The following is a 22,039-nucleotide window of genomic DNA, read 5'->3' as shown; positions in this document are numbered from 1 at the left end:
AGAGCCGGCCCGCCGCGCCGGCAAAATTTCAATAAAATCCTAGATTAATCCTCGAAGGGGTCCGTCACAAGTATGGTGTCGTCCCGTTCCGGACTTGTCGACAGGAGGGCGACCGGCGCACCGATCAGTTCCTCCACCTGACGGACATATTTGATCGCCTGAGCCGGTAAATCGGCCCATTTCCGGGCCCCTACGGTTGATTCTTTCCATCCTTCGAGCGTGATGTAGATCGGCTCGACTCGCGCTTGGGCGGCTTGGGCGGCCGGAAGATAGTCGATTTCCTGGCCGTCGAGCTTGTAGCCGACACAGATCTTGAGCTCTTCCAGACCGTCGAGAACGTCGAGTTTGGTGAGCGCAATGCCGGTGATTCCATTGGTGGCGACCGACTGGCGCACCAGCGCTGCATCGAACCAGCCACAACGGCGCTTGCGGCCCGTCACGGTGCCGAATTCATGCCCCTTCTCGCCGAGGAACTGGCCGATCTCGTCATGCAATTCGGTCGGGAAAGGACCCTCGCCAACGCGTGTCGTGTAGGCTTTGGTGATCCCGAGAATATAGCCGAGCGAACCCGGGCCCATGCCGGAACCGGCAGCGGCCTGACCAGCCACCGTGTTCGACGAGGTAACAAAAGGATAGGTGCCGTGGTCGATGTCGAGAAGCGACCCTTGGGCGCCTTCGAACAGAATGCGCGAGCCCTTGCGGCGCTCCTTGTCGAGCAGCACCCAGACCGAATCCATGAACGGCAGCACGCGATCGGCGATCGAGGTCAGTTCGTCCATGATCGTCTTGTGTTGGATTTCCGCCACGCCAAAACCGCGACGCAGCGCGTTGTGGTGCGTCAGGATCCGCTCGACCTTTCCGTCCAGCGCATCGAGATCGGCAAGATCCATCACGCGGATCGCGCGACGGCCGACCTTGTCTTCATAGGCCGGGCCGATGCCGCGACGGGTGGTGCCGATCTTTGTGCCGCTGTTGGAAGCTGCATCTTCGCGCATGCCGTCGAGCTCGCGGTGCAGCGAGAGAATCAGTGTCGCATTTTCGGCGATCCGCAGGTTCTCGGGCGTGACGTCCACGCCCTGGTCCTTCAGACGGCCGATCTCAGCGATCAGCGCATGCGGATCGACGACCACGCCGTTGCCGATGACGGCCTTCTTGCCGGGACGCACGACGCCCGACGGAAGAAGCGACAGCTTGTAGGAAACGCCGTCGATGACGAGCGTGTGGCCGGCATTGTGTCCGCCCTGGAAGCGGACCACGATGTCCGCACGTTCGGAGAGCCAGTCGACAATCTTGCCCTTGCCCTCGTCACCCCATTGCGAACCAATCACCACGACATTCGTCATCACATAATCCTGTATATTGCGCACCACCTGCGCCCACCCAAACCCGCGCATCTATACTGTGTTGTTTTTGGGAAATCGACCCGTCTTGACGGGCGATTTGGCTTTTTACGTGACAAAGCATGCCCCCTCGCCTATTTCGAAGGCAATTCGCGCCGTGACGGACCGGGGGGAGCAAGTTTCGTCACATGGCGCCTGCATGCAGGGAAGAGATGCCTTTGCCCATTCGCGCTTATGCCTTTCTCGTCATCACCACGCTGCTCTGGGGCGGCAACACGATTGCCGGCAAGCTGGCGCTCGGCCATGTCAGCCCGATGGTGCTGAGTTTCGGCCGCTGGGCGCTTGCCACCATTGTCATCGCCGCCATCTCCATCCCGCAGATCCGCAAGGACTGGCCCGTCCTCAGGGCAAACTGGAAGCTCCTGGTCTTCTACGGCGCAGTCGGCTACGCGGCTTTCAACGGGTTCCTCTATACGGCCCTCAAATATACGAGCGCCGTCAACGGCGCGATTGAACAGGGCGCGATCCCCGTCCTGATCTTCGTCATAAACTTCCTGCTGTTTCGCATCGCGGTATCCGCCATCCAGATCCTCGGCTTCCTGATCAGCTTTGTCGGCGCTGCCGTCACCGCATCCCACGGCGACCTCCAGACCCTGCTGACATTGACGCTCAACTACGGCGATCTGCTGATGCTGTTTGCCGGCATCTCCTATGCGATTTACACGGTCTCGCTCCGCTGGAAGCCCCCGGTTCACTGGAAGAGTCTGATGGCCGTGCCGGCGCTTGCCGCCGCCATCACCTGCCTTCCGCTTCTATGGTGGGAATCTGGCCGCGGCGAGCTCATCCTCCCGGACACGCAAGGCTGGCTCATCATACTCTACGCCGGCCTCTTCCCCTCGCTGATCTCGCAGATTCTCTACATCAAGGGCGTGGAAGGTATAGGTGCCAACCGCGCAGGCCTCTTCATCAATCTCGTCCCGGTTTTTGGAACGTTGCTGTCGATCACCATCCTGGGCGAGCAACTGGAGGTTTTCCACGTCGTGGCACTGGTTCTCGTCCTCGGCGGGATCGCAATTGCCGAATGGGGCAAGCCAGCGGCAGACAAGCCGAAACCCTGATCGTCCGGGCCCTCAGTATCAGCCGACAGAAAGGATCTTCACCGCGCCGGCCTGCAGCCGCGCGGCCGTCAGGCGCCCGGTGCGATAGCAATGCGTGTCCAGACTGACCCTATCCGGTCCGACATGGGCCTCGCGCATCGGCGTATGACCGTGGAAGACGCGGACCGGCAAACCGGGCCCCAGGTCGAGAAAGGAACGACGTATCCACATCAGGTCGTCGTCCGTTTGCTCCGAGAGCGGACGCCCCGGCCGGATGCCGGCATGCGCAAAGATGTCGCTGCCGATCGTCAACAGCACCGGAAGCGTTTGGAGAAACTCGAGATGACTGGCGGGAATGGCAGCACGGAGTGCCTCGCGGAGGAGATGCCGGTTCACGCCCGGTCCAAAGTTCTGCACATCCACTCCATAGGACGCAAATGTCGTGTCGGCGCCATGATCGAGCACCCAGTCTCCGGAGGGATCAGCTTCGATGAAGGCGAGAAAGGCATCGTCGTGATTGCCGCGTAGACAGACACGATCAAAGCCGGCGGGTGCCGAAGCCGTCAGGTGATACAAGACCGCCGAAGACTTGGGACCCCGGTCGACATAATCGCCGAGCATCACGATCAGCTTGCGCCCGTCGACCTTTGTCGCGTCATTGCGAATGAGGTCTTCGAGCTCCAGAAGCGCATCGAGGCAGCCATGCACGTCACCGATCGCATAGATCGCGGCATACTCGGAGGGATCGATGGCGAGACGTGGCGCACGGCCGGTCTCGACACCCATCGGCCCGTCATTACCCATTGGACGCCTCCTGTCCCACCGCCGCGCAGCACGCTTGCAGAGAAAAGCCTATCGGCACGAAAAAGGCCAGCCCCGAAGGGGCCGGCCTCAGGCTGGCTGGAAATGGCCGGTTATGGCGTGGTGGTCGCCGGCGGCGTGCCGGTGGCACCACCGGTCGGTGCCGGTGTCGTGGGCGCCGGATCGGCAGCAGGCGGCGGGCTGGCCGGATCCGCTGGCGGGGGCGGTGCGGTATCGGCCGGCGGTGTTGCCGTATCGGCCGGCGGGGTCGCCGGAGCATCGGCCGGCGGCGCAGCCGGTGTGCTGCTTTCCGTGTTGGTTGTAGCCGGCGTCTGGGCGGTGTCACTGCCACCGAAGACGAAGAAGGCGCCAGCTGCGATTACCACGATCAGCAGAATGGCAATACCCCAGGTCGCACCGCCACCTGCGGAAGTCTGCTGCGTGACGTGCGGACGCTGATCAAGGCGAGGGTCGGGACGTTGGTCCATGGTATTTCCTCCTGAATGGGGCGACCGGCCGCAGCGCGGACGATCAGGCCCTGTTATCTGTGAAGACGAATGGACGGCGCTTACTGGACGACGCCCACGACCACATAGGTCTGCGGATCGACGATGACGCGCTGGTTGTTGACCACGGCATAGGCGTAGGTCGGATCATCCGGGATCGGTGTCAGCACGATTTCCTGCGGAAGGGGTTCACCGACGACCACCTGCTTCTCGATGACGACGGGCTGGGTGGGAAGCGGCTGGCCCTGGACATAGGTCACGACCTTCTGCGGCGGCGGCGCGACCGCCGTGCCAGCGATTGCGCCGACGACACCACCGACGGCTGCGCCGACGGGGCCACCGACAATAGCCCCCGTCACCGCACCACCGGCGGCGCCCGTGACAGTACCTTCCTGAGCCAGAACGGGGGTGGCGACGGCACCAATCACCAGAGCTGAAAGAGCGATGATCTTCGTATTCATGGCTTGATCCTTTCCGTTGACTGCCAATGACGGAAACAACGGACTTCACGGGAAATTGTTCCAAAGCTTAAGCTCGGCCCCCTGACTGCAAGCCATTGGAAAAATAGGCGGAATTTAGGCAGAAGAGTGGAGTCTCTGGCAAGCAATACTGGAAGTGGCAAGAATGCGCCGCCCATGCGCCGCGCAATACGCCACCCCACGGACTGCCGTCATCGAGCCTTTTTATGACCCCAGCCGACGATTCCCTTGATTTCGAGAAAGTCGTGAATGCCCCAATCGGCATATTCGCGGCCGTTACCCGACTGCTTGTAGCCACCGAAGGGCGCGGATGTGTCCCAGTCAGGATAGTTCAGATAGACGGAGCCCGCCCGCATCCGCGCGGCCACGCGCCGGGCATGTTCTATATCCTGTGACTGGACATAAGCGGCAAGCCCGTAAACCGTGTCATTGGCAATTTCGATCGCCTGCTCTTCGGTGTCGTAGGGCATGATCGACAGGACCGGCCCGAATATCTCCTCGCGCGCAATCGTCATGTCGGGGCTGACATGGCCGAAGACAGTGGGCCGGACATAATAGCCCCGGTTCAACCCATCCGGACGCCCAGGACCACCGGTGACCAGAAGCGCGCCCTCTTCGATCCCGACTTCGATCAGCCGCTGAATCTTGTTGTACTGGATGTCGCTCACGACCGGACCGAGAACGGTATCCTCTGCTTGGGGATCGCCGACCTTGTGCGCCTCTGCGGCAGCGCGCGCGAGGTGAAGCGCCTCATCGTGGCGATCAGCCGGCACCAGCATGCGCGTCGGCGCATCGCAGGATTGCCCTGAATTGCCAAAACACCCCTCGACACCCTTGCGCACTGCAGTCTCGAGATCAGCATCCGGAAGGATGATATTGGCTGATTTGCCACCGAGCTCCTGAGCCACACGCTTGACTGTGTCGGCCGCCGTTTTCGCGACGATGATGCCGGCCCGCGTCGAGCCGGTGAACGAGACCATGTCGACGTCGGGGTGACCGGCCATCACCTGGCCAACGTCGGGGCCACGACCATTCACGAGGTTGAACACGCCCTTCGGCGTCCCGGCGGCCTCCATGATCTCCGCGAAGATCAGGCCGGAAATCGGCGCGATCTCTGACGGCTTCAGCACCACCGTGCAGCCTGCCGCGATCGCAGGCGCCACCTTGCAGACAATCTGGTTGAGCGGCCAGTTCCAGGGGGTGATCAGCGCGCAGACGCCGATCGGTTCCTTGACGATGCGGGTCGTGCCACGCTGCTCGGAGAACTCGAATGATTTGAAGGCGGCGATCGTTGCCTCCAGATGCGCCCGTCCTGCCCAGGCCTGAGCGTCCCGAGCAAAGGTGAGCGGCGCCCCCATCTCCCGGCTGACCGCCTGGGCGATGTCTTCGAAGCGTTCGTTGTAGACGGCAAGGATTCGCTGAAGCAGAGCGAGGCGCTCCGCGCGGTCGGTCAGGGAGAACGTGGCGAAGGCTTCTCGAGCCGCCTTGACCGCACGGTCGACATCGGCACGGCTTCCGATCGCAATCGTCGTGAACGGTTCTTCGGTAGACGGATCGATGACGTCGAGAAGAGCGGGGGCCGCCGGATCGACCCATGCACCGTCTATGAAGAACTTCAAATGGTTGGACATGAGAACTCCGACGGAGTGGAAAATCTGTTTTTGGCACTATTGGTCACCTGCGCGATCACGGCAAGCACCCAACGGACAGCGAAGCGCCAATCCCCAACCAGAATAGCCGGATCACCGTTCCAGGGCGTCCAGCGCCCGGTACAAGGTGACGTTCGCAGCCACCGCAAGACGGCGAAACCGATGAAGTGGAATAGGCTTGAGCGGTGAGATCGGCAGCGGCAAATCGTCAGGCTCGCCCGTGCGACAGTATCGCGCCAGCGCTTCGCCAAGCCCCACCATGAGCCCGATTCCGCGGCCTTGGCAGCCGGCCACCATCAACAATCCAGGCTGAGGCTCGTGAAGATGCGGCAGCGCATCGCGGGTCATGGCAACACGACCGAACCAGCGATGCTCGACACGCACGGCGCCAAGCATGGGAAAAAGGCGATGCATGGCCCGTTCCAGATGTCGCCAGTCCTCCGTCCTTTTCGGCACGCGCATCGGACCCCGTCCACCGAGCACGAGACGCCCGTCGGGCGTGCGGCGATAGTAGACCAGGATCCGGCGGCTGTCGGAGACAGCCTGGCCGCTTGGCAGGATGAAGTCGAAGGAGGCTGGCAGCGGTTCCGTCGCGATCTGAAAGGAATTTAGCCAGACGAGGCTTTCGGCGAGGTTGGGGACCAGTCCCTGCGAATAGGCATTGGTCGCAACGAGAACCTTCGAAGCTCTCAGCGAGTGGCCGGACAGCGTTTCCACGCGCCAGAGCGCTCCATCCTTCCGCAGAGATGTCGCAGCATCGTTCAGCACGAGGGCCGCACCGGATGCAATTGCGATGCGCGCCAGTTCATGCACCAGCGCCAGAGGATTGACGACACCGGCCCGGCGATCGAGAAAACCGCCCCGATAGCCCTCGGCTCCGGTCAACAGCGCTACATCGGCCTGGTTCAGCAGCGCCACATCGGCGCCTTGCGCGCGCCATTGACGATTGCGCTGCACGGCCACCTGCAGGGCCAACTCGGTATGCGCCGCCTGTATCCAGCCCGAGCGCTGATGCTCGACCTCCAGTCCTTCCGCGCCGATAAGATCGAAAACGGCATCTGCGGTTTTCGCTGAGAACTGCAGGAGCCTTCGACCGGCCTGTTCGCCAAACAGCGCAAGCAGGGTTTCCGGGTCCTGCTTCAGTCCGGGAATGACCTGGCCCCCATTCAACCCGGACGCCCCATCACCAAGCGAACCGGCCTCGATCACCTGAACAGAAAGCCCGGCGCGCGCGGCATGCAGGGCGGTGGACAATCCCTGATAACCGGCTCCGATGATCAGAAGGTCGACCTGGCCATCGGCAAAGCGGCACACGATCGGCGAGGTGGGCCGTCGCCACGGGGACGAAATTGAAACTGCGGATGGCATCGAAAGGAGACCTGAACATGATCAATGAAATACCAAGGCAATCTGCCCGGCAAAAAGAAGCCGGACAATAAACGTGAAGCTGTATTTGTACGCGTGGTAGAATGACAGGCTACTTACTTTAGCTCAGGACGATAAGCCTGCGCGTCCTGCTATCATGCTTCGGTCGGTAACTGCCAATCGATCGCAGATCTGCATCGGGAAACCAGATAATCATTCGCCTGCGAAAAGTGACGGCAACCGAAGAAGCCGTTATGGGCCGAAAGCGGCGATGGATGCGGCGCCTTGAGGACAAGATGCCGCGATCTGTCGACAAAGGCGGCCTTCTTCTGCGCATATGAGCCCCAGAGCATGAACACCACGTGCTCGCAATCCTCGTTGACCGCCCGGATGACCGCATCGGTGAACCGCTCCCAGCCCTGCCCCTGATGCGAGGCCGCGCGCGCCTCCTCGACGGTCAGCACGCTATTGAGCAGCAGCACGCCCTGGCGCGCCCAGTGCTCCAGGAAGCCATGTCGGGCTGGCGCAATGCCCAGGTCACTCTGCAACTCCTTGTAGATGTTGACCAGGGAGGGCGGAATGCGCACGCCGGGCCTGACACTGAAGCAAAGCCCATGCGCCTGCCCGGCCCCGTGATAGGGATCCTGACCCAGAATGACCACACGGACCTCAGTCAGCGGGGTGAGATCGAGAGCCCTGAAGTATTCGGCTCCCTTGGGAAAGATCTGCTTTCCTACCGCCTTTTGCCTTTGCAGAAAATCCTTGAGGTCGCGCATGTAGGGCTGGGTGAATTCGTCTGCCAGCACAGCTTTCCAGCTGTCTTCGAGCCTGACCTCCGCGTCCGCCATTGCCGCTGCTCCTCATTCCCGATTACATGCACGAAGACGATAGAAACCTGGCAACCGACCCTGTCAACCTGCTGCCGCTGCGAGCACACAAGAGAACCGTGAAGTCATTCCTGAAACTCTGGCGCCGCCACCCGGTGCTCACCTCGGCCTTTGTCATGGCCATGGCGCTTGCGATCTTCTTCGCCGGACGGACGATCTTCTTCGTGGTCTATTGGAATGACCCGGCGCGGCAGGATCTGGCACCCAAGCCCTGGATGACCATTGGCTATGTGGCCCATTCCTGGCATGTGCCTGTCGAGAAGCTGGCCCGCGACCTCAACCTGCCACCGCCACCCAAGGATGGCCCTCGTCCCTCGCTCGAACGCCTAGCCGAACAGCGCGGCCAGAGCTTCGATCAGTTCAAGGCCGAAATCGAAGCCTCCCTGGCCGAACTGCGGCGACAAAGGTCAGATCAATGACCCTGACTGAAACGCTGCTTGCGTCACTGCCATCCTATGGTTTGTCGCTGCTGGCGCTGGTCGTTTGCGTCAGCTGTCTCGGGGCGCCCCTGCCCGCATCCATCGTCATGATGCTCATGGGCGCGCTCGCCGCCGCTGGCGACTTTACCTTGTGGACCGTGGTCGCCGTGGCACTCGCCTCTGCAATTGCAGGAGACCAGGCAGGTTATCTGCTCGGGCGCATCGCAGGGCAGCGTCTGCTTCCCATCGTGGCGAGGAACCCACATCGCCTGAAGGCGCTCCACCGGGCAGAGCAGCAAATGGACGCGCGCGGCAATCTCGCCGTTTTCCTCACCCGGTGGCTGCTCTCACCGCTTGGACCCTACCTCAACCTGATGGCCGGCGCCTCCGGTTTCCCATGGTTTCGCTTCACCCTCGCAGGCATTCTGGGCGAGGCGGTGTGGGTTATCCTCTACACGGGGCTGGGCGCGAGCTTCAGCGAAAGTGTCACGGAGATCGCCGAGATCAGCGGCAGCATCAGCGGTTTCCTTGCAGCCGCTGCCGTCGCCGCCTTCCTGGGCTTCAAGCTGCTTCAGGCACTGGCCAGCAAGGATTGAAGCTTCGCCGAACTGTCACACTGCGATGTTATGCGGAAGACAAAATCCGGAGACTCGCCATGACTGTTCTGATCTGGTTCGCCGCGATCGCCCTTGTCATCCAGCTTGCAAGCATCGCCTTCGTCCTCTCCGCCAGACTGCGCAACCCAAACAGAGGAACGACGTCGACCCCACGGCCGCCCGTCACCTTGATCCGCCCCATCTGCGGTTTGGAAAACAATCTTGAGCGCTGCCTCGCTTCCTCGTTCAGGCTCGATTGGCCCGCTTACGAGATCCTCTTCTGTGTCGCCAGAGCCGACGACCCGGCGGCCACCCTTGCACGCCGCCTGATGGCAGAACACCCACATATCCCCGCAAAGCTTCTGGTCGGAGAGGACCTGTTCAGCGTCAATCCGAAGATGAACAACGTCATAAAGGGCTGGCGCTGCGCCCGCCATGACTGGATTGTCATGACCGACAGCAACGTCCTGATGCCATCGGACACGATAGAGCGCATGCTTGCCCGCTGGGATGAGCAGACCGGCCTCGTCTGCTCGCCTCCGGCCGGCACGGAACCTGAAAACTTCGGCGCTTTCCTCGAAAGCGCCTGGCTCGACAGTTTCCAGGCCCGCTGGCAGCTGTTTGCCGATGCCGTCGGATTCGGCTTTGCCCAGGGCAAGTCGATGCTCTTCAACCGCCAGCTGATCACCCGGCTCGGCGGTTTCGAGCGGCTTGGCGAGGAAGTCGCGGAAGATGCGGCGGCCACGCTCCTCATCCGCAGCGCGGGCCTCAAGGTCCGGCTCGTACGCCAGCCTTTTCCTCAGCCGCTCGGGGAGCGCGACATCAGGGCCGTCTGGAAGCGCCAGCTGCGCTGGGCCCGCCTGCGCCGCGCGTCCTTCCCGATCTACTTCCTGCCGGAGCTCTTCACGGGAGCCGCCCTGCCTGCCGCAGCGACCATTGCACTGTCGGCGATGGGCAGCATGCCGCTTTATGCTCCCCTCGCCTATCTCGCGCTATGGTACGGCGGCGAAGTTCTGCTCGCCCGGACCTATGGCTGGCCGGCCAGCTGGCGCATCATCCCCGCCATGGCAACACGTGACCTTTTTCTGCCGGCCCTATTCATCGCCGCCTGGTTCGGCAGCGGCTTTGAATGGCGCGGCAACGCGATGACGGTAGCCGACAACGACAATGGCCGCACGGCACGGCTTCGCAAGGCCGTGGTGAAGACCCGCGACAAAGCCAGAGCCCTCGTCGCTGCGCGCGGCCTCTAGGCTTTCTCAGAGAAAAAAGCGGGCGGGACCGCCTGGCGATCGCCGCCCGCAAGAGGGAGGTGTAGTCTTTGCCGCTCAGATCGTGCCTTGGCCCATCTGTTCGGCGATGTAATCCGCCTGTCGGATCGCAAGAGAGACGATCGTCAAGGTCGGATTTTCTGCGGCGCCCGTGGTGAACTGGCTACCGTCTGAAACGAAGAGATTGCTGATGTCGTGCGTTTGGCCCCATTTATTGACGACGCCGTCCTGCGCCTTCTCGCTCATGCGGTTGGTGCCGAGATTGTGGGTCGACGGATAAGGCGGCGTGGGGAAGGCCCTGTTAGCACCGACCGCTTCATAAAGGGCGACACCCTGCTTGTAGGCGTGATTGCGCATTGCCTCATCGTTCGGATGGTCAGTGAACCAGACATCCGGGATCGGCATGCCGAACTTGTCCTTGAGCTCGGCATGCAGCTTCACGGCATTCTGTTCCTGCGGCATGTCTTCGCCGACGATCCATAGACCGGCCATGTTCGCATAGTTGTCGAGCGCCGAGGTGAAGGACCGGCCCCAGCCGCCCGGATCGAGAAAGGCCGCCATGAACGGCAGACCGAGCGCAAGCGTCTCGAGTTCATAGCCGCCGACGAAGCCGCGCGACGGATCGTGCCTTGCTTCGTCACGGATGATCCCGGCCATGGTCGTACCGCGATAGAAATGCACCGGCTTGTCGAACACGGCATAGACCGAGCCGGTCGTGTGGCGCATGTAGTTCTTGCCGACCTGACCGGAGGAATTGGCCAAACCATCCGGGAACTTCGATGAGGCGGAGTTCAGAAGCAGGCGCGGGCTTTCGATCGAATTGCCGGCAACGCAGACGATGCGCGCCTTCTGGCTCTTCAGGTTGCCGTCCTTGTCGGCATAGACGACGGCATTCACCTTGCCATTGGCATCATGCTCGATCTTGATGACATGCGACTGCGGCCTGACTTCAAGCTTGCCGGTCGCTTCGCCCTTCGGGATTTCCGTGTAGAGCGTCGACCACTTCGCACCCCATTTGCAGCCCTGGAAGCAGAAGCCGGTCTGCTGACAGCTCATGCGGTCGTCGCGCTCTGCCGAATTGATGGCCATATTGCCGGTATGACAGTCCTTGTAACCCAGCTTGTCGGCCCCGGCCTTCAGGATCTTGAAGTTGTTGTTGCCGGGCAGCCCTTCGATACCATTGGTCCGGGTCACGCCCATCTTGTCCTCGGCCTTGGCATAGTATGGCTCGAGGTCGGCAAGGGTGATCGGCCAGTCTAGGAGATTGGCCCCTTCGACCTTGCCGTAATGGGTGAGCGTCTTGAACTCGTGCTCCTGGAAGCGCAGCGACGCGCCAGCCCAGTGCGTGGTCGTGCCGCCGACGGCTTTCACAATCCATGCCGGCAGGTTGGGGAAGTCTTTGGCCACCCGCCAGCCGCCGCCGGTGGTGCGGTGGTCGAGCCAGGCAAGCTGGGCAAAGCTGTCCCATTCGTCGTTGATGAATTCCTCATGCTCGATGCGGGCACCGGCTTCGAGCACGACGACGTCGATGCCCTTCTGGGCAAGCTCGTTGGCAAGCGTTCCGCCGCCTGCACCGGAGCCGATGATGACGACCACGCTGTCGTCGTTGAGATCATAGGGCGCTGCCATGTTTTCCTCCCGGGAAATCGGTCAATTTGGGTAAGCGCCGCCGTTCCCATCCGCGATGGGCCTCCTTCCGGCGACGATGAATGCGTGTCTTGGGGTTAGCTCAGAGCCAGGTGATGTCGTTGAACCCGCGCTCGATATAGCCGCCCTTGGAATAGGACTCGCCCTCGTAGCCGAAGATCGGCCAGATCTCCTTCTGGTTATAGAGGCTGACCACGAGGTCGCCTCGCACGGCCTGAAAGAAGGGTGTCGTCTCGATGTCGCGCAGGATCGCCACACGATCGTCTTCCCAGCCAAGCCCACGATAACCGCCGGCACCTGCCCGCTTGTCGAGATCGGCAATCCCGTCCTCGATCAGCGCCTTGTGTTTCTCGTCCTTGGCCGCCAGCGTGTCCTGCCCCTTGACGGCGACGGCATAGAATTTGTCGGCCAGCTGGTCATGCGGATAGATGTCGCGCGCCAGCTTGATCAGCGTGGCGATGGTTTCGGGCTTAAGCGCAGTGGCTTCCAGGCCCCAGGCCTGGTCGGGACAGATCACGGCGGTGCCCGTGACCATCAGCACGGCACTCGCCGCACCGGTCTTCAGAAGCTGGCGGCGAGACATGCCCCCGGTCTTGTCGAGTATCGTTACCACGTCATTCTCCTCCCATGAGATGATGTGCGACGGCCTGCTGCCGTCACCCCAGGCAGGCGCTGACCGCGCCGACCGTCTGCGAAACAGAAAAGGCCGGGAGTTCCTCTTCCCCCGGCCTTCCGATCATTTGAACCGTCCGTGCCGGGCCAAGACTTCGATCTTGTAGCCGTCGGGGTCGGTGATGAAGAAGAAGCGCGCGATGAGAACACCATCCCGGTTGAACTCGACGATCTTGTTCGGGTTCAAGCCCAGATCGGTGAGACGCGCGTGCTCGGAATCCAGGTCCGAAACGCTGACGGCGAGATGGCCGTAGCCGGTGCCGAGGTCATACGCTTCCTCGCGCCCCTTGTTGACCGTCAGTTCCAGCTCGAATTCGCTTTCCGAGTTGCTGAGATAGATCAGGGTGAAGGTTTCGAAATCGAGACGGTCCGCGATCTCCAGCCCGAAGGCCTTCGTATAGAAGTCGACCGAGCGCTCTTCCTGAAGAACACGGATCATCGAATGGATCATTTTGGCCAAGGGGCTGCTCCTCGCATGCTGACAAATGTCATGTCTGGAGAATGTCGCGATTTGCCGGAAGGCTGGTAGCAGCCCATTACCGCAGGCGAATTTTTTCGCCGACGGCTGTGCCCATTCTTCGCACCCGGGCGAGGCAGTTTAGAGAAGACGGAAATTGACCGCCGGCCCGCCCCGCAACATAATGCTCAAAACACTAAAGAACGAAAAAACGAAAACCAGGGAGGAGTATGCCATGTGTGAAGTCTTCGCAGGACAGGACCCGGCCCGCTATCGCGCGGTCAACCGCTCCGTCCGTATCGGTGGCCATTCCACCAGCATCCAGCTCGAAGCCGCCTTCTGGGTGCTGATCGACGAGATCGCCGCCAGCCAGAATTTCTCGACGTCCCGCTTCCTCTCGACGCTTTACGACGAGGCGCTCGAGATCAACGGCTCGGTCTCGAACTTTGCCTCGCTTTTAAGGACGAGCTGCCTGATCTACCTGATGAGCAAGGCGCAGAATCCAACAGAGCCGCAGGAATTCCACATCATTGCTGCGGAGTGACGAGGGCAAGGAAGCGTGCCACGGCAGAGGCCGGATCGCATCAGGACAGGTAACACCACAGGTCACGAATAGCCGCCCGTCTTGGGAGCCGGAGACGGGTCGCACCCATCTTCGCCGCGCATCTTTTCGGCCATGGCCGCGGCCGCATTCGCCAACAACCAGGTATCCGTCCCATTGGCCATGAAGCGCACGCCGGCCCGGCGCGCGAGCGCGATCATTTCCGGATCGCCGGTCATGATGCCCGCCGGCTTGCCGGCAGCCTTGATCTTGCCGATCAGCGCCTCGACCGTCTGCATCACCTCCGGCACTGTCGCCTTGCCGCCATACCCCATGTCGGCCGAGAGATCGGCAGGACCAATCAGCACGGCATCGACGCCCTCGACCGCGAGGATCTGATCGGCATTTTCGACGCCCAGGCGGCTCTCAATCTGGGCGATGAGGCAGACTTGCGCATTCGCCGTCTCGGCGTAATCGGCGATCCGCCCGAAATTCGAGGCGCGCCCCAGGCTCGCGCCCATGCCTCTGATACCGTCGGGCGGATAACGTAGCGCCTTGGCCAGAAGCTCCGCCTGTTCGCCCGTCTCGACCATCGGGATCATCAGCGTCTGCGCCCCGATGTCGAGCGCCTGCTTGATCAGCCAGGGCTCACCGACCGGCAGCCTGACGACCGGGTGCGAGGGATGCCGGGCAATCGCCGCCAGCTGGGCTGCGATCAGCGGAATGTCGTTCGGCCCGTGCTCGGCATCGATGAGGATCCAGTCAAAGCCGGCCCCGGCGCAGATCTCCGCCGAATGCGGATTGGCGAGCGCCACCCAGAGCCCGGTCAGGAGCCCCCTGTCTTCACGCAGCGCTTTCTTGAAGAGGTTCACGGGGGCGGGCATGGGCAGTCTCCTGGAGCAATCATGATCCGGCAGACAGACCGGAGTATTCAAGCTATCCCCGGAAGCGGGATGAACCGCAAGCCTCGTTGTTGATCGCCGGTACGCCGCGCGATTGAACCTCCGGGCTTCTCCGTGATAGGGGCAGCTGAACTCTTCAAAGCGCAGGAACTGACCCATGCTCCCCTGGATCCAGCTCGACACGGCCAAGATACCCGGCGGCAGCGAATTGCGCCTGAAACAACGCGGCACGGAATTCTCGATCATGCTCGGCAGCAACGAGCTGATGAACAGCCGCCTCAGCGGCTCTGAGGAAGCGCTCGCCACGCTGGCCTTCGAGCGGATCGTCGATCACAAGCGCCCGCATATCCTGATCGGTGGCCTCGGCATGGGCTTTACGCTCCGCGCCGCCCTGGCTGTGCTGCCTGAGGATGCCAAGGTGACCGTCGCCGAACTCGTGCCCGCCGTCGTCGACTGGGCGCGCGGCCCGATGGCCGAGATCTATGCCGGCAGCCTCGACGACCCGCGCGTGGCCATTCACGTCGGCGATGTCGGCGCGTTGATTGCCAAGTCCAAAGGCCTGTTCGACGCGATCCTGCTCGACGTCGACAACGGCCCCGACGGCCTCACCCGGGAAGAGAACGACGGCCTCTATTCCCATGACGGGATTCGCAAATCCAAGGCAGCGCTGACCCGCGGCGGCGTTCTCGGCGTCTGGTCGCAGGGGCCGGACCCCAGGTTCACGCGCCGCTTGAAGGACTGCGGCTATGGCGTGGAAGAGATTCCCGTCCGCGCCGGGAAAGCGGGGCGCGGCAAGAAGCACATGATCTGGATGGCGAAGACGTGATGGCGATACCCTGCTGCACCGGTTCGGCTTCGCCAACACCCCCCTCTGTCACTGCGTGACATCTCCCCCACAAGGGGGGAGAGCGGGGCGTCGCGTCTGCCGCTAGCTCCACAACACTAAAGGGAGAACGCCGGGCTGGCGGCTCAGCCAGTCTCCCCCCTTGTGGGGGAGATGCCCGGCAGGGCAGAGGGGGGTGCCGTCCGGCAAAACGGGAAAGACTACCCCCACAACCCACGCGGCGGCAGCGGCATGACCGCGCCGTCATAGGCAATCGCCGGCTCGCGGTCGCGCGCCAGAAGCAGCGGACCGTCGAGATCGACAAAGGCCGCGCCCTGCCCGATCAGAAAAGCCGGGGCCATGGCAAGCGATGTGCCGACCATGCAGCCGACCATGATCTCGAAACCGGCATCCAAAGCCGCATCGCGCATTAAAAGCGCTTCCGTCAGACCACCCGTCTTGTCGAGCTTGATGTTGACGGCATCATACTTGCCCTTGAGGCTCGCCAGCGATGCCGTGTCGTGGCAGCTTTCGTCGGCACAGACCGGCAGGACCCGATCGAGACCGAGAAGCGCCTCATCTGCGCCTGCTGGAAACGGCTGCTCGACCAGCTTGACCCCGAGATCGAGAAAGACGGGCGCCAGCGCCTTGTATTGCTCCAGGCTCCAGCCCTCATTGGCATCGACGATGATATCAGCGTTCGGGGCGCCTGCCCTGACGGCCCGGATGCGTTCGATATCACCCTCCCCGCCGAGCTTGACCTTCAGAAGCGGCCGATGCGCCTCCTTCTCCGCCGCTGCCCGCATGCTCTCAGGCGTGCCGAGCGACAGCGTATAGGTGACCGATAGCGGCTTTGGCTCTTGCAACTTTGCAAGGTGCCAGGCCGGAAGCCCTGCCCGCTTGGCTTCGAGATCCCAGAAGGCGCAGTCGAGTGCATTGCGCGCCGCCCCCGGCTTCAGCCTGCTCTGCAGCCCTAGCCGATCCAGCCCCTGGGCCACCTCCGGCACCAGCGCATTCAGCACATCGACGACACTCTCCACCGTCTCGCCATAACGCGCATAAGGCACGCATTCGCCCTGCCCGACAAACACGCCATCCGTCAGCCGCACCGTGACCACTTTCGCCTCGGTCTTCGACCCGCGCGAAATCGTAAACGTCCCGGCGATGGGAAAGCTCTCGGGCGTGACGGTCATCTGGACGGGCATTTCTTCGGACCTCCCTGCGGGACACCTCCCGCGAATCGCTGCTCTTGCACGAAGATGCAATCCTTTCTATATCCGTCAACTAAAGGACCGGTACCGGCAGCGGGTGAAAAACCCGGCAGAGCCTGGCCAAGATCGCCTGAAGCGGCGGGCTGAACGGTCGCATGAAGCACAGAGACGAAGCCCGTGAACACGCTGGATTTTGACAAGAGACCGGAAGATACGCGCGTTGTCGTCGCCATGTCGGGCGGCGTGGATTCCTCCGTCGTCGCCGGCATCCTGAAGCGCGAGGGCTATGACGTCCTCGGCATCACGCTGCAGCTTTATGACCATGGCGCCGCCGTCCATCGCGCCGGCTCCTGCTGCGCCGGCCAGGACATCGACGATGCCCGCCGCGTCTGCGAAACGCTGGGCATTCCCCATTACGTGCTCGACTACGAACAGCGCTTCCGCGACACCGTGATCAACCCGTTCATGGAAAGCTATGTCGCCGGCGAAACGCCGATCCCCTGCGTGGCCTGCAACCAGACGGTCAAGTTCGCCGATTTGCTCGCGACCGCGAAAGAACTCGGCGCCGATGCGCTGGCGACCGGCCACTATATCCGCTCGAAATCCGTGCCGCTGGCAAACGACCCCGGCCACCGCGCCCTCTTCCGCCCGATCGATAGCGAGCGCGACCAGAGCTATTTCCTCTTTGCCACCACGCAGGAGCAGATCGACTATCTGCGCTTCCCGCTCGGCGCCATGTCGAAGGCGGAAGTCCGCGTGCTTGCCGAAGAGATGGGCCTCGTCGTTGCCCAGAAGGCCGACAGCCAGGACATCTGTTTCGTGCCCCAGGGCAAATATGCCGACGTCATCAACAAGCTGAAGCCGAATGCGGCTTTGGCTGGCGAGATCGTCCATCTCGATGGCCGGGTGCTGGGCAATCACGAAGGCATCCTGCATTACACCATCGGCCAGCGGAAGGGTTTAGGGGTAGCCACCGGCGAGCCGCTCTATGTCATCTATCTCGACGCCCGCTCTCGCCGCGTCATCGTCGGCCCGAAGGAAGCGCTGGAAACCCACCGCGTCTATCTGCGCGACATCAACTGGCTGGGCGACCGCACACTGGCGGAAGATGCAAGTGACGGCATGCCCTGCTTCGCCAAGGTGCGCTCCACCCGCCCGCCGACACCGGCCATGCTGCATGCCGATGAAAAGGGCGTCTATGTCGATCTCGAAATCGGCGAAGCGGGTGTGGCCCCCGGCCAGGCCTGTGTCCTCTATTCCGCACCGGGCGCCGACGCCCGCGTCTATGGCGGCGGCTTCATCGAGCGCTCGGAACGTTCAGGCACGGCCGAAAGCGCGCTGAAGGCGCTTCTCGCCAGCCCCGTGGCGGCATGAGGCCAAGGCTTTCGGGCCGCTCTCAAGCTCCTCAGTCAAGCCGGTGGAAAGCCACGTTGTTTTTGGCCAAACCGCGCTTGACTTTGATCGGACCCTCGCCTTATAAGCCGCCCATCGCTTCGGACGGCGACGGCTTCTAGGCCAGAATGTTCGATGTGTGGCGGGGTAGCTCAGGTGGTTAGAGCGTGGGATTCATAACCCCAAGGTCGGCGGTTCAAGTCCGCCCCCCGCTACCAAAGCTCTCCAGTTTAGCAGATTGTTAGTCCGGCAAAGTGGCGCAGCGCTTCAGCGTGTAACTAGTGATTATTTGCCATTCTTGACGCCCAACCAATTTCCCGCAAAGATTGCACCAATCATCGCGACACCGAGATTGGATGATGTTCCATGCCCAACGAAACGCCGAAGCGCCGCATAGCGACGGCAGCCGCATTGAAGGACAGCGACGGTGGTGGCACATTTGATACCATGGAACAGCGCGTGAAAGCCCTAGAAGACGACATGAAGCGGGTCCTGCAGGATACCGCCGAGATCAAGGGCATGCTGCGCGCAGCCCCTTCCGCGATCGAATTCGGCGAGTTGAAAGGCCGCGTCAACAGCCTTCCAACCATGGGCAAGGCCGCCGCCATGCTGTCGATCGCAACTGCTGTCATTGTCAGCCTCAACAACTGGTCCGCAGTACGCTCCTGGCTCGTCGGCTAATCTGCCCTACCGCGCCGCCCAAACCAGCCCTCTCCGCACGATCTCCCGCATCTGCGCCACATCGAACTCCGCCGCCTGGTGGCCGAGCGAGGAATAGAACACCCTGCCCTGCCCGTGGCGGCGCTTCCAGACGACCGGGATCACATGGCCCTCGATCCAAGCATCGTGCTCGCCGGTAAAGGTCGTGGTCGCCAGCACCTCGTTGTTCGGGTCGACATGCATGTAATACTGCTCGGAGCGATAAGGGAAATCGCCAATGCCGGAGACGAGCGGGTCCTCGGGCTTCACGATATTGACCGTGTAATCGTAGATATTGCCGGGATGGGCGACCCATTGGCCGCCGATCATGTACTGATATTGCACGCAATCGCGAAAACTGTCGCCGGCCTGGCCGTGGAAGCCGCCGAGGCCGACGCCGCCGCGGATGGCGAGTTCCAGGTTCTCGATTTCAGGCTTTTCGATCTTGGTCATCGTCAGCATCGGCACGATGAGGCTGTAGTCGCGGATCGCGGGATCGGCAAAGGCCTCCGTGCCCGCCTCGACCCGGACAGTGAACCCTTCGGCCTTGAGCATGTCGGAGACGATGGCAGCACATTGGTCGGGCTGGTGCCCATCCCAGCCGCCCCAGCAAATCAGAACCTGGCGCATGAAAATATCCTTTTTGAAATGAGCTCAGCGGCCGATCAGGCCATCGACGAGCGATTGTTCGAGCGGCGCCGGCCGCTCGACACTGGTGGTGATCTTGACGGTTTCGCCCCGGTCGGACGCCGTCTGGAAGGCTTCCATCACCTCAAGCACATGCAGCGCGAGATCCCCGTTTGCCCGATGCGGGCGGTTGGAGAGAATGGCATGCGCCATGTCGGCCACGCCAAGTGAGCGCCAGTTGCCCTCAGCGTAAGGCAGCGTCACCGGCTTGCCTTGCGCCTCGCCGGTCAGCGGCAGGACAAAGACGTCGCCGCCGAAATGATTGGGATCCGGCACGATCAGCGTGCCCTCCGTGCCATAGACCTCAAGCGGCTTGTGCCAGTGGGCGGCGACATCAAAGCTCATGGAGATCTGCACCACCGCGCCATTGGCGAAGGACATCAGCCCCGCAACATGCGTCGGCACATGCACGGGGATCGTCTCGCCCCGGCGCGGCTCGCTGCCGACCTTTCTGCTGTCGCGCACCTTGGTGGCAAACCCCGCCACCTTCTCGACCGGACCGAAGAGATTGACGAGATCGGTAATGTAGTAAGGCCCCATGTCGAGCATCGGCCCGCCACCGGCCTCGTAGTAGAAGTCCGGATTGGGGTGCCATCGTTCATGGCCGGGGCACATGAAGTAGGCCGTCCCGCCGATCGGCTGGCCGATCACGCCCTGATCGATCAGCCCGCGCGCCGTCTGATGCGCGCCGCCGAGAAAGGTATCAGGCGCAGAACCAACACGCAGATTGAGCGGTTTCGCTGTCTCGACAAGCCGCTTGCCCTCGGCAAAGGTCACGCCGAGCGGCTTTTCCGAATAGACATGTTTGCCTGCGGCAAGCGCTTTCAGCCCCACCTCGACATGCGCCTTGGGGATCGTCAGGTTGACGATGATCTGCACTTGCGGGTCGGCGTAAAGCTCATCGATCGAACGCGCGGTCACGCCGAATTCAGCGGCCCGCGCCTGCGCGAGATCGGCATTGAGATCGGCGATGCCGCAGACCTTCAGGATCGGAAAATGCTGGAGCGCCTTGAGATAAGCGCCTGAAATATTGCCACATCCGATGATGCCGATGCCGACCTGCTGCATACGCAAAAATCCTCACTCCCGAACCAGTTCCGTCCATCATCGCCGGGGCAAGGACGAAATCGCCCCTCCTCGCTGCCCACAGCCGCGCGGCAGACTGGTGGCAAAACGAACCGTCGTCAACGCCTCATTGTATCTGGGTCAAAGCTTGTCGACAGGCATTCTCACAGACCCGGCAGGCCTCGCCGCAGATCCGGCAGTGTTCGTGCATTTCGCCGTGACGGCCACATTCGTCGGCGCACAGCGCACAGGCCCGCGTGCAGGCTTCGACAAGCTTCTGCAGGACCTCGGTATTGCGTCCGGTGCGCCGGATCGCAGCCCGCCCGGTGGCAAGACAGATGTCGGCGCAGTCCTCATTCAGGCGGATGCACTGGCGAAGCTCCGCCACCATGTCTTCCGCCAGGCAGGCGTCCGCACAGGAAATGCAGGTCTGGGCACAGTTGAAGCAGGCCTCGATGCAGGCAATCAGCGCATCATTTGCGGCTCCCTCCATCCGTGGATGGGTTTCGATCATGGCGCGAATGGACATGGGGCTGGCTTCCTTTCTGCGGTTGGACGTGCAGGCGAAACCATAAACGGTGCACCGTGTTCCCCTCCCCTGATCGGGGGATGCAAGATCCGGGGGCGGTTAAGAAAACCTTTCGTTAAATTTTAATGAATAGAATGGAGAGCCTGTAGCGAGGTTTTGTCATGCGTACCGCTCTCTATTCTGCCCTCGGCGTCATGCTGATGCTGTCGGCCTGCGCCAAGCCGCCAACCCAGACCCGCAATGCCTGCGCGATTTTCGAGCAGCGCGACGGGCTGTTCAACAACTGGCGCCGCGCGGCCGTGGCCGCCGAGCGCGAATACGGCGTGCCGGTGCCGATCCTGATGGCGACGATCTATACGGAATCGAGCTTCCGCCATAATGCCAAGCCGCCACGCAAATGGTATTTCGGCTTCATCCCGGGCAAGCGCCCGTCGACCGCCTATGGCTATTCGCAGGCGCTGGACGGCACCTGGGAACGCTACCAGCGTGAAACCGGCCGCTGGGGTGCCCGCCGCACCGACTTTGCCGATGCCATCCGCTTCATCGGCTGGTATCACCGCCAGAGCGCGGAGAAGGTCAATATCCCTCTGAACGATCCCTACAAGCTCTATCTCGCCTATCACTCCGGCCACACCGGCTATCTGCGCGGCGCCTACAACAAGCGGCCGGAGGCCCTGCGGGGCGCGAAGAGATTTACTGATATTACCTATACTTACGCAAGGCAGTTGCAGCAGTGCCCGGGTTGAGGGCGGAGCTGAAGGTTCTTTGAGCGTCTGCTGACGACGGCGTAGAGGGTTGCCCCCTCTGCCCTGCCGGGCATCTCCCCCACACGGGGGGAGAGCCGAAGCCCGCGACGTGCCCACGCCTCAAAACCGTTCAGGAATTGAGACCTGTCACGAGAGTGAGGCGGCCACGGCGGTGGTGGCCACTCTTGTAACTTCCCGAAAGCCGCGTTTGAGGCTGTAATGGCAGGCGCGGTGGCGGATGGGAGACCGACACACCTCAGG

24 protein-coding genes and 1 tRNA gene are annotated in these 22,039 nt (G+C 62.3%); 10 read left to right on the top strand and 15 right to left on the bottom strand.

Translation table 11 applies throughout. From position 1 onward, the window contains the following. Window positions 1-44 precede the first annotated feature (44 nt). Entirely contained in the window at window positions 45-1,343 is a 1,299-nt protein-coding gene (locus H6M51_RS14295) for an adenylosuccinate synthase (RefSeq protein WP_185810488.1), read from the bottom strand. Window positions 1,344-1,558: 215 nt separating this feature from the next. On the opposite strand from H6M51_RS14295, the gene H6M51_RS14290 reads away from it, so the two are divergent. After that, window positions 1,559-2,458 carry a DMT family transporter gene (locus H6M51_RS14290; RefSeq protein ID WP_185810487.1) on the top strand — a complete coding sequence of 300 codons (900 nt, stop codon included), beginning with the start codon at window positions 1,559-1,561 and terminating at the stop codon, window positions 2,456-2,458. 18 nt (window positions 2,459-2,476) lie between these two features. On the opposite strand, the gene H6M51_RS14285 is transcribed toward H6M51_RS14290, so the two are convergent. From H6M51_RS14285 to ung, 6 genes are all read right to left on the bottom strand, one after another. After that, complete coding sequence (locus H6M51_RS14285) at window positions 2,477-3,241, bottom strand: metallophosphoesterase (protein WP_185810486.1); 765 nt, start codon at window positions 3,239-3,241, stop codon at window positions 2,477-2,479. A gap of 110 nt (window positions 3,242-3,351) precedes the next feature. Further along, window positions 3,352-3,726 carry a hypothetical protein gene (locus H6M51_RS14280; RefSeq protein ID WP_185810485.1) on the bottom strand — a complete coding sequence of 125 codons (375 nt, stop codon included), beginning with the start codon at window positions 3,724-3,726 and terminating at the stop codon, window positions 3,352-3,354. A gap of 80 nt (window positions 3,727-3,806) precedes the next feature. After that, window positions 3,807-4,205: a DUF1236 domain-containing protein gene (locus H6M51_RS14275; RefSeq protein WP_185810484.1), complete on the bottom strand. Its 399-nt coding sequence runs from the start codon at window positions 4,203-4,205 to the stop codon at window positions 3,807-3,809. 209 nt (window positions 4,206-4,414) lie between these two features. Then, complete coding sequence (locus tag H6M51_RS14270) at window positions 4,415-5,854, bottom strand: aldehyde dehydrogenase family protein (RefSeq protein ID WP_185810483.1); 1,440 nt, start codon at window positions 5,852-5,854, stop codon at window positions 4,415-4,417. A gap of 111 nt (window positions 5,855-5,965) precedes the next feature. Next, entirely contained in the window at window positions 5,966-7,240 is a 1,275-nt protein-coding gene (locus tag H6M51_RS14265; protein ID WP_185810482.1) for an FAD-binding oxidoreductase, read from the bottom strand. Window positions 7,241-7,392: 152 nt separating this feature from the next. Next, complete coding sequence (gene ung, locus H6M51_RS14260) at window positions 7,393-8,085, bottom strand: uracil-DNA glycosylase (RefSeq protein WP_185810481.1); 693 nt, start codon at window positions 8,083-8,085, stop codon at window positions 7,393-7,395. A 98-nt stretch (window positions 8,086-8,183) separates the two neighbouring features. Here ung and H6M51_RS14255 point away from each other — a divergent pair, with 98 nt between their 5' ends. Genes H6M51_RS14255 through H6M51_RS14245 form a run of 3 tightly spaced genes read left to right on the top strand, consistent with a single transcriptional unit; the run spans window position 8,184 to window position 10,389 of the window. Next, window positions 8,184-8,543 carry a hypothetical protein gene (locus tag H6M51_RS14255; protein WP_185810480.1) on the top strand — a complete coding sequence of 120 codons (360 nt, stop codon included), beginning with the start codon at window positions 8,184-8,186 and terminating at the stop codon, window positions 8,541-8,543. Continuing rightward, window positions 8,540-9,139 carry a DedA family protein gene (locus tag H6M51_RS14250; RefSeq protein ID WP_185810479.1) on the top strand — a complete coding sequence of 200 codons (600 nt, stop codon included), beginning with the start codon at window positions 8,540-8,542 and terminating at the stop codon, window positions 9,137-9,139. Before H6M51_RS14255 ends, H6M51_RS14250 begins: the two co-directional genes overlap by 4 nt. A gap of 59 nt (window positions 9,140-9,198) precedes the next feature. Next, entirely contained in the window at window positions 9,199-10,389 is a 1,191-nt protein-coding gene (locus H6M51_RS14245) for a ceramide glucosyltransferase (protein WP_185810478.1), read from the top strand. A 75-nt stretch (window positions 10,390-10,464) separates the two neighbouring features. Here the strand turns inward: H6M51_RS14245 and H6M51_RS14240 are convergent, their stop codons facing one another. From H6M51_RS14240 to H6M51_RS14230, 3 genes are all read right to left on the bottom strand, one after another. Then, window positions 10,465-12,036, bottom strand: a complete 1,572-nt coding sequence (locus H6M51_RS14240) for a GMC family oxidoreductase (protein ID WP_185810477.1) — start codon at window positions 12,034-12,036, stop codon at window positions 10,465-10,467. A gap of 100 nt (window positions 12,037-12,136) precedes the next feature. Continuing rightward, window positions 12,137-12,667 (bottom strand): twin-arginine translocation signal domain-containing protein, encoded by a 531-nt coding sequence (locus tag H6M51_RS14235; RefSeq protein WP_185810476.1) that lies wholly within the window; start codon window positions 12,665-12,667, stop codon window positions 12,137-12,139. A gap of 123 nt (window positions 12,668-12,790) precedes the next feature. Next, window positions 12,791-13,186, bottom strand: a complete 396-nt coding sequence (locus tag H6M51_RS14230) for a VOC family protein (RefSeq protein WP_185810475.1) — start codon at window positions 13,184-13,186, stop codon at window positions 12,791-12,793. 232 nt (window positions 13,187-13,418) lie between these two features. Between H6M51_RS14230 and H6M51_RS14225 the strand changes: the two genes are divergently transcribed. Then, the gene (locus H6M51_RS14225; protein ID WP_113458452.1) at window positions 13,419-13,727 is read left to right on the top strand and encodes a ribbon-helix-helix domain-containing protein; all 309 of its coding nucleotides are present in this window, start codon (window positions 13,419-13,421) and stop codon (window positions 13,725-13,727) included. Window positions 13,728-13,789: 62 nt separating this feature from the next. Here the strand turns inward: H6M51_RS14225 and H6M51_RS14220 are convergent, their stop codons facing one another. Beyond that, window positions 13,790-14,608: an HpcH/HpaI aldolase/citrate lyase family protein gene (locus tag H6M51_RS14220; protein WP_185810474.1), complete on the bottom strand. Its 819-nt coding sequence runs from the start codon at window positions 14,606-14,608 to the stop codon at window positions 13,790-13,792. Window positions 14,609-14,783: 175 nt separating this feature from the next. On the opposite strand from H6M51_RS14220, the gene H6M51_RS14215 reads away from it, so the two are divergent. Next, on the top strand, window positions 14,784-15,452 hold the full coding sequence (locus H6M51_RS14215) for a spermidine synthase (protein WP_185810473.1): 669 nt from the start codon (window positions 14,784-14,786) through the stop codon (window positions 15,450-15,452). A 218-nt stretch (window positions 15,453-15,670) separates the two neighbouring features. Here the strand turns inward: H6M51_RS14215 and dgcA are convergent, their stop codons facing one another. Further along, window positions 15,671-16,654, bottom strand: a complete 984-nt coding sequence (gene dgcA, locus H6M51_RS14210) for an N-acetyl-D-Glu racemase DgcA (protein ID WP_185810472.1) — start codon at window positions 16,652-16,654, stop codon at window positions 15,671-15,673. 183 nt (window positions 16,655-16,837) lie between these two features. On the opposite strand from dgcA, the gene mnmA reads away from it, so the two are divergent. The 3 genes from mnmA to H6M51_RS14195 all read left to right on the top strand — a co-directional run bounded on the left by mnmA (window position 16,838) and on the right by H6M51_RS14195 (window position 18,733). Then, a complete protein-coding gene (gene mnmA, locus H6M51_RS14205) occupies window positions 16,838-18,034 on the top strand; it encodes a tRNA 2-thiouridine(34) synthase MnmA (protein WP_185810471.1) in 1,197 nt (398 codons plus the stop codon). Window positions 18,035-18,193: 159 nt separating this feature from the next. Further along, window positions 18,194-18,270: transfer RNA gene (locus H6M51_RS14200), tRNA-Met, on the top strand. A gap of 148 nt (window positions 18,271-18,418) precedes the next feature. Further along, window positions 18,419-18,733: a hypothetical protein gene (locus tag H6M51_RS14195; RefSeq protein ID WP_185810470.1), complete on the top strand. Its 315-nt coding sequence runs from the start codon at window positions 18,419-18,421 to the stop codon at window positions 18,731-18,733. Between the two features lie 6 nt (window positions 18,734-18,739). Here the strand turns inward: H6M51_RS14195 and H6M51_RS14190 are convergent, their stop codons facing one another. The 3 genes from H6M51_RS14190 to H6M51_RS14180 all read right to left on the bottom strand — a co-directional run bounded on the left by H6M51_RS14190 (window position 18,740) and on the right by H6M51_RS14180 (window position 21,032). Next, a complete protein-coding gene (locus H6M51_RS14190; protein WP_185810469.1) occupies window positions 18,740-19,381 on the bottom strand; it encodes a ThuA domain-containing protein in 642 nt (213 codons plus the stop codon). A gap of 24 nt (window positions 19,382-19,405) precedes the next feature. Next, window positions 19,406-20,506, bottom strand: coding sequence for a Gfo/Idh/MocA family protein (locus H6M51_RS14185; protein ID WP_185810468.1), 1,101 nt, complete (start codon window positions 20,504-20,506; stop codon window positions 19,406-19,408). A gap of 124 nt (window positions 20,507-20,630) precedes the next feature. Further along, the gene (locus H6M51_RS14180) at window positions 20,631-21,032 is read right to left on the bottom strand and encodes a four-helix bundle copper-binding protein (RefSeq protein WP_185810467.1); all 402 of its coding nucleotides are present in this window, start codon (window positions 21,030-21,032) and stop codon (window positions 20,631-20,633) included. A 161-nt stretch (window positions 21,033-21,193) separates the two neighbouring features. Here H6M51_RS14180 and H6M51_RS14175 point away from each other — a divergent pair, with 161 nt between their 5' ends. Then, a complete protein-coding gene (locus H6M51_RS14175; RefSeq protein ID WP_185810466.1) occupies window positions 21,194-21,778 on the top strand; it encodes a transglycosylase SLT domain-containing protein in 585 nt (194 codons plus the stop codon). The last annotated feature ends 261 nt before the right edge of the window (window positions 21,779-22,039 follow it).

This window comes from Rhizobium sp. AQ_MP, assembly GCF_014237835.1.
Taxonomy (GTDB): domain Bacteria; phylum Pseudomonadota; class Alphaproteobacteria; order Rhizobiales; family Rhizobiaceae; genus Allorhizobium.
The sequence above is the reverse complement of the archived record's forward strand: the minus strand, read 5'-3'. Positions and strand labels throughout refer to the sequence as shown.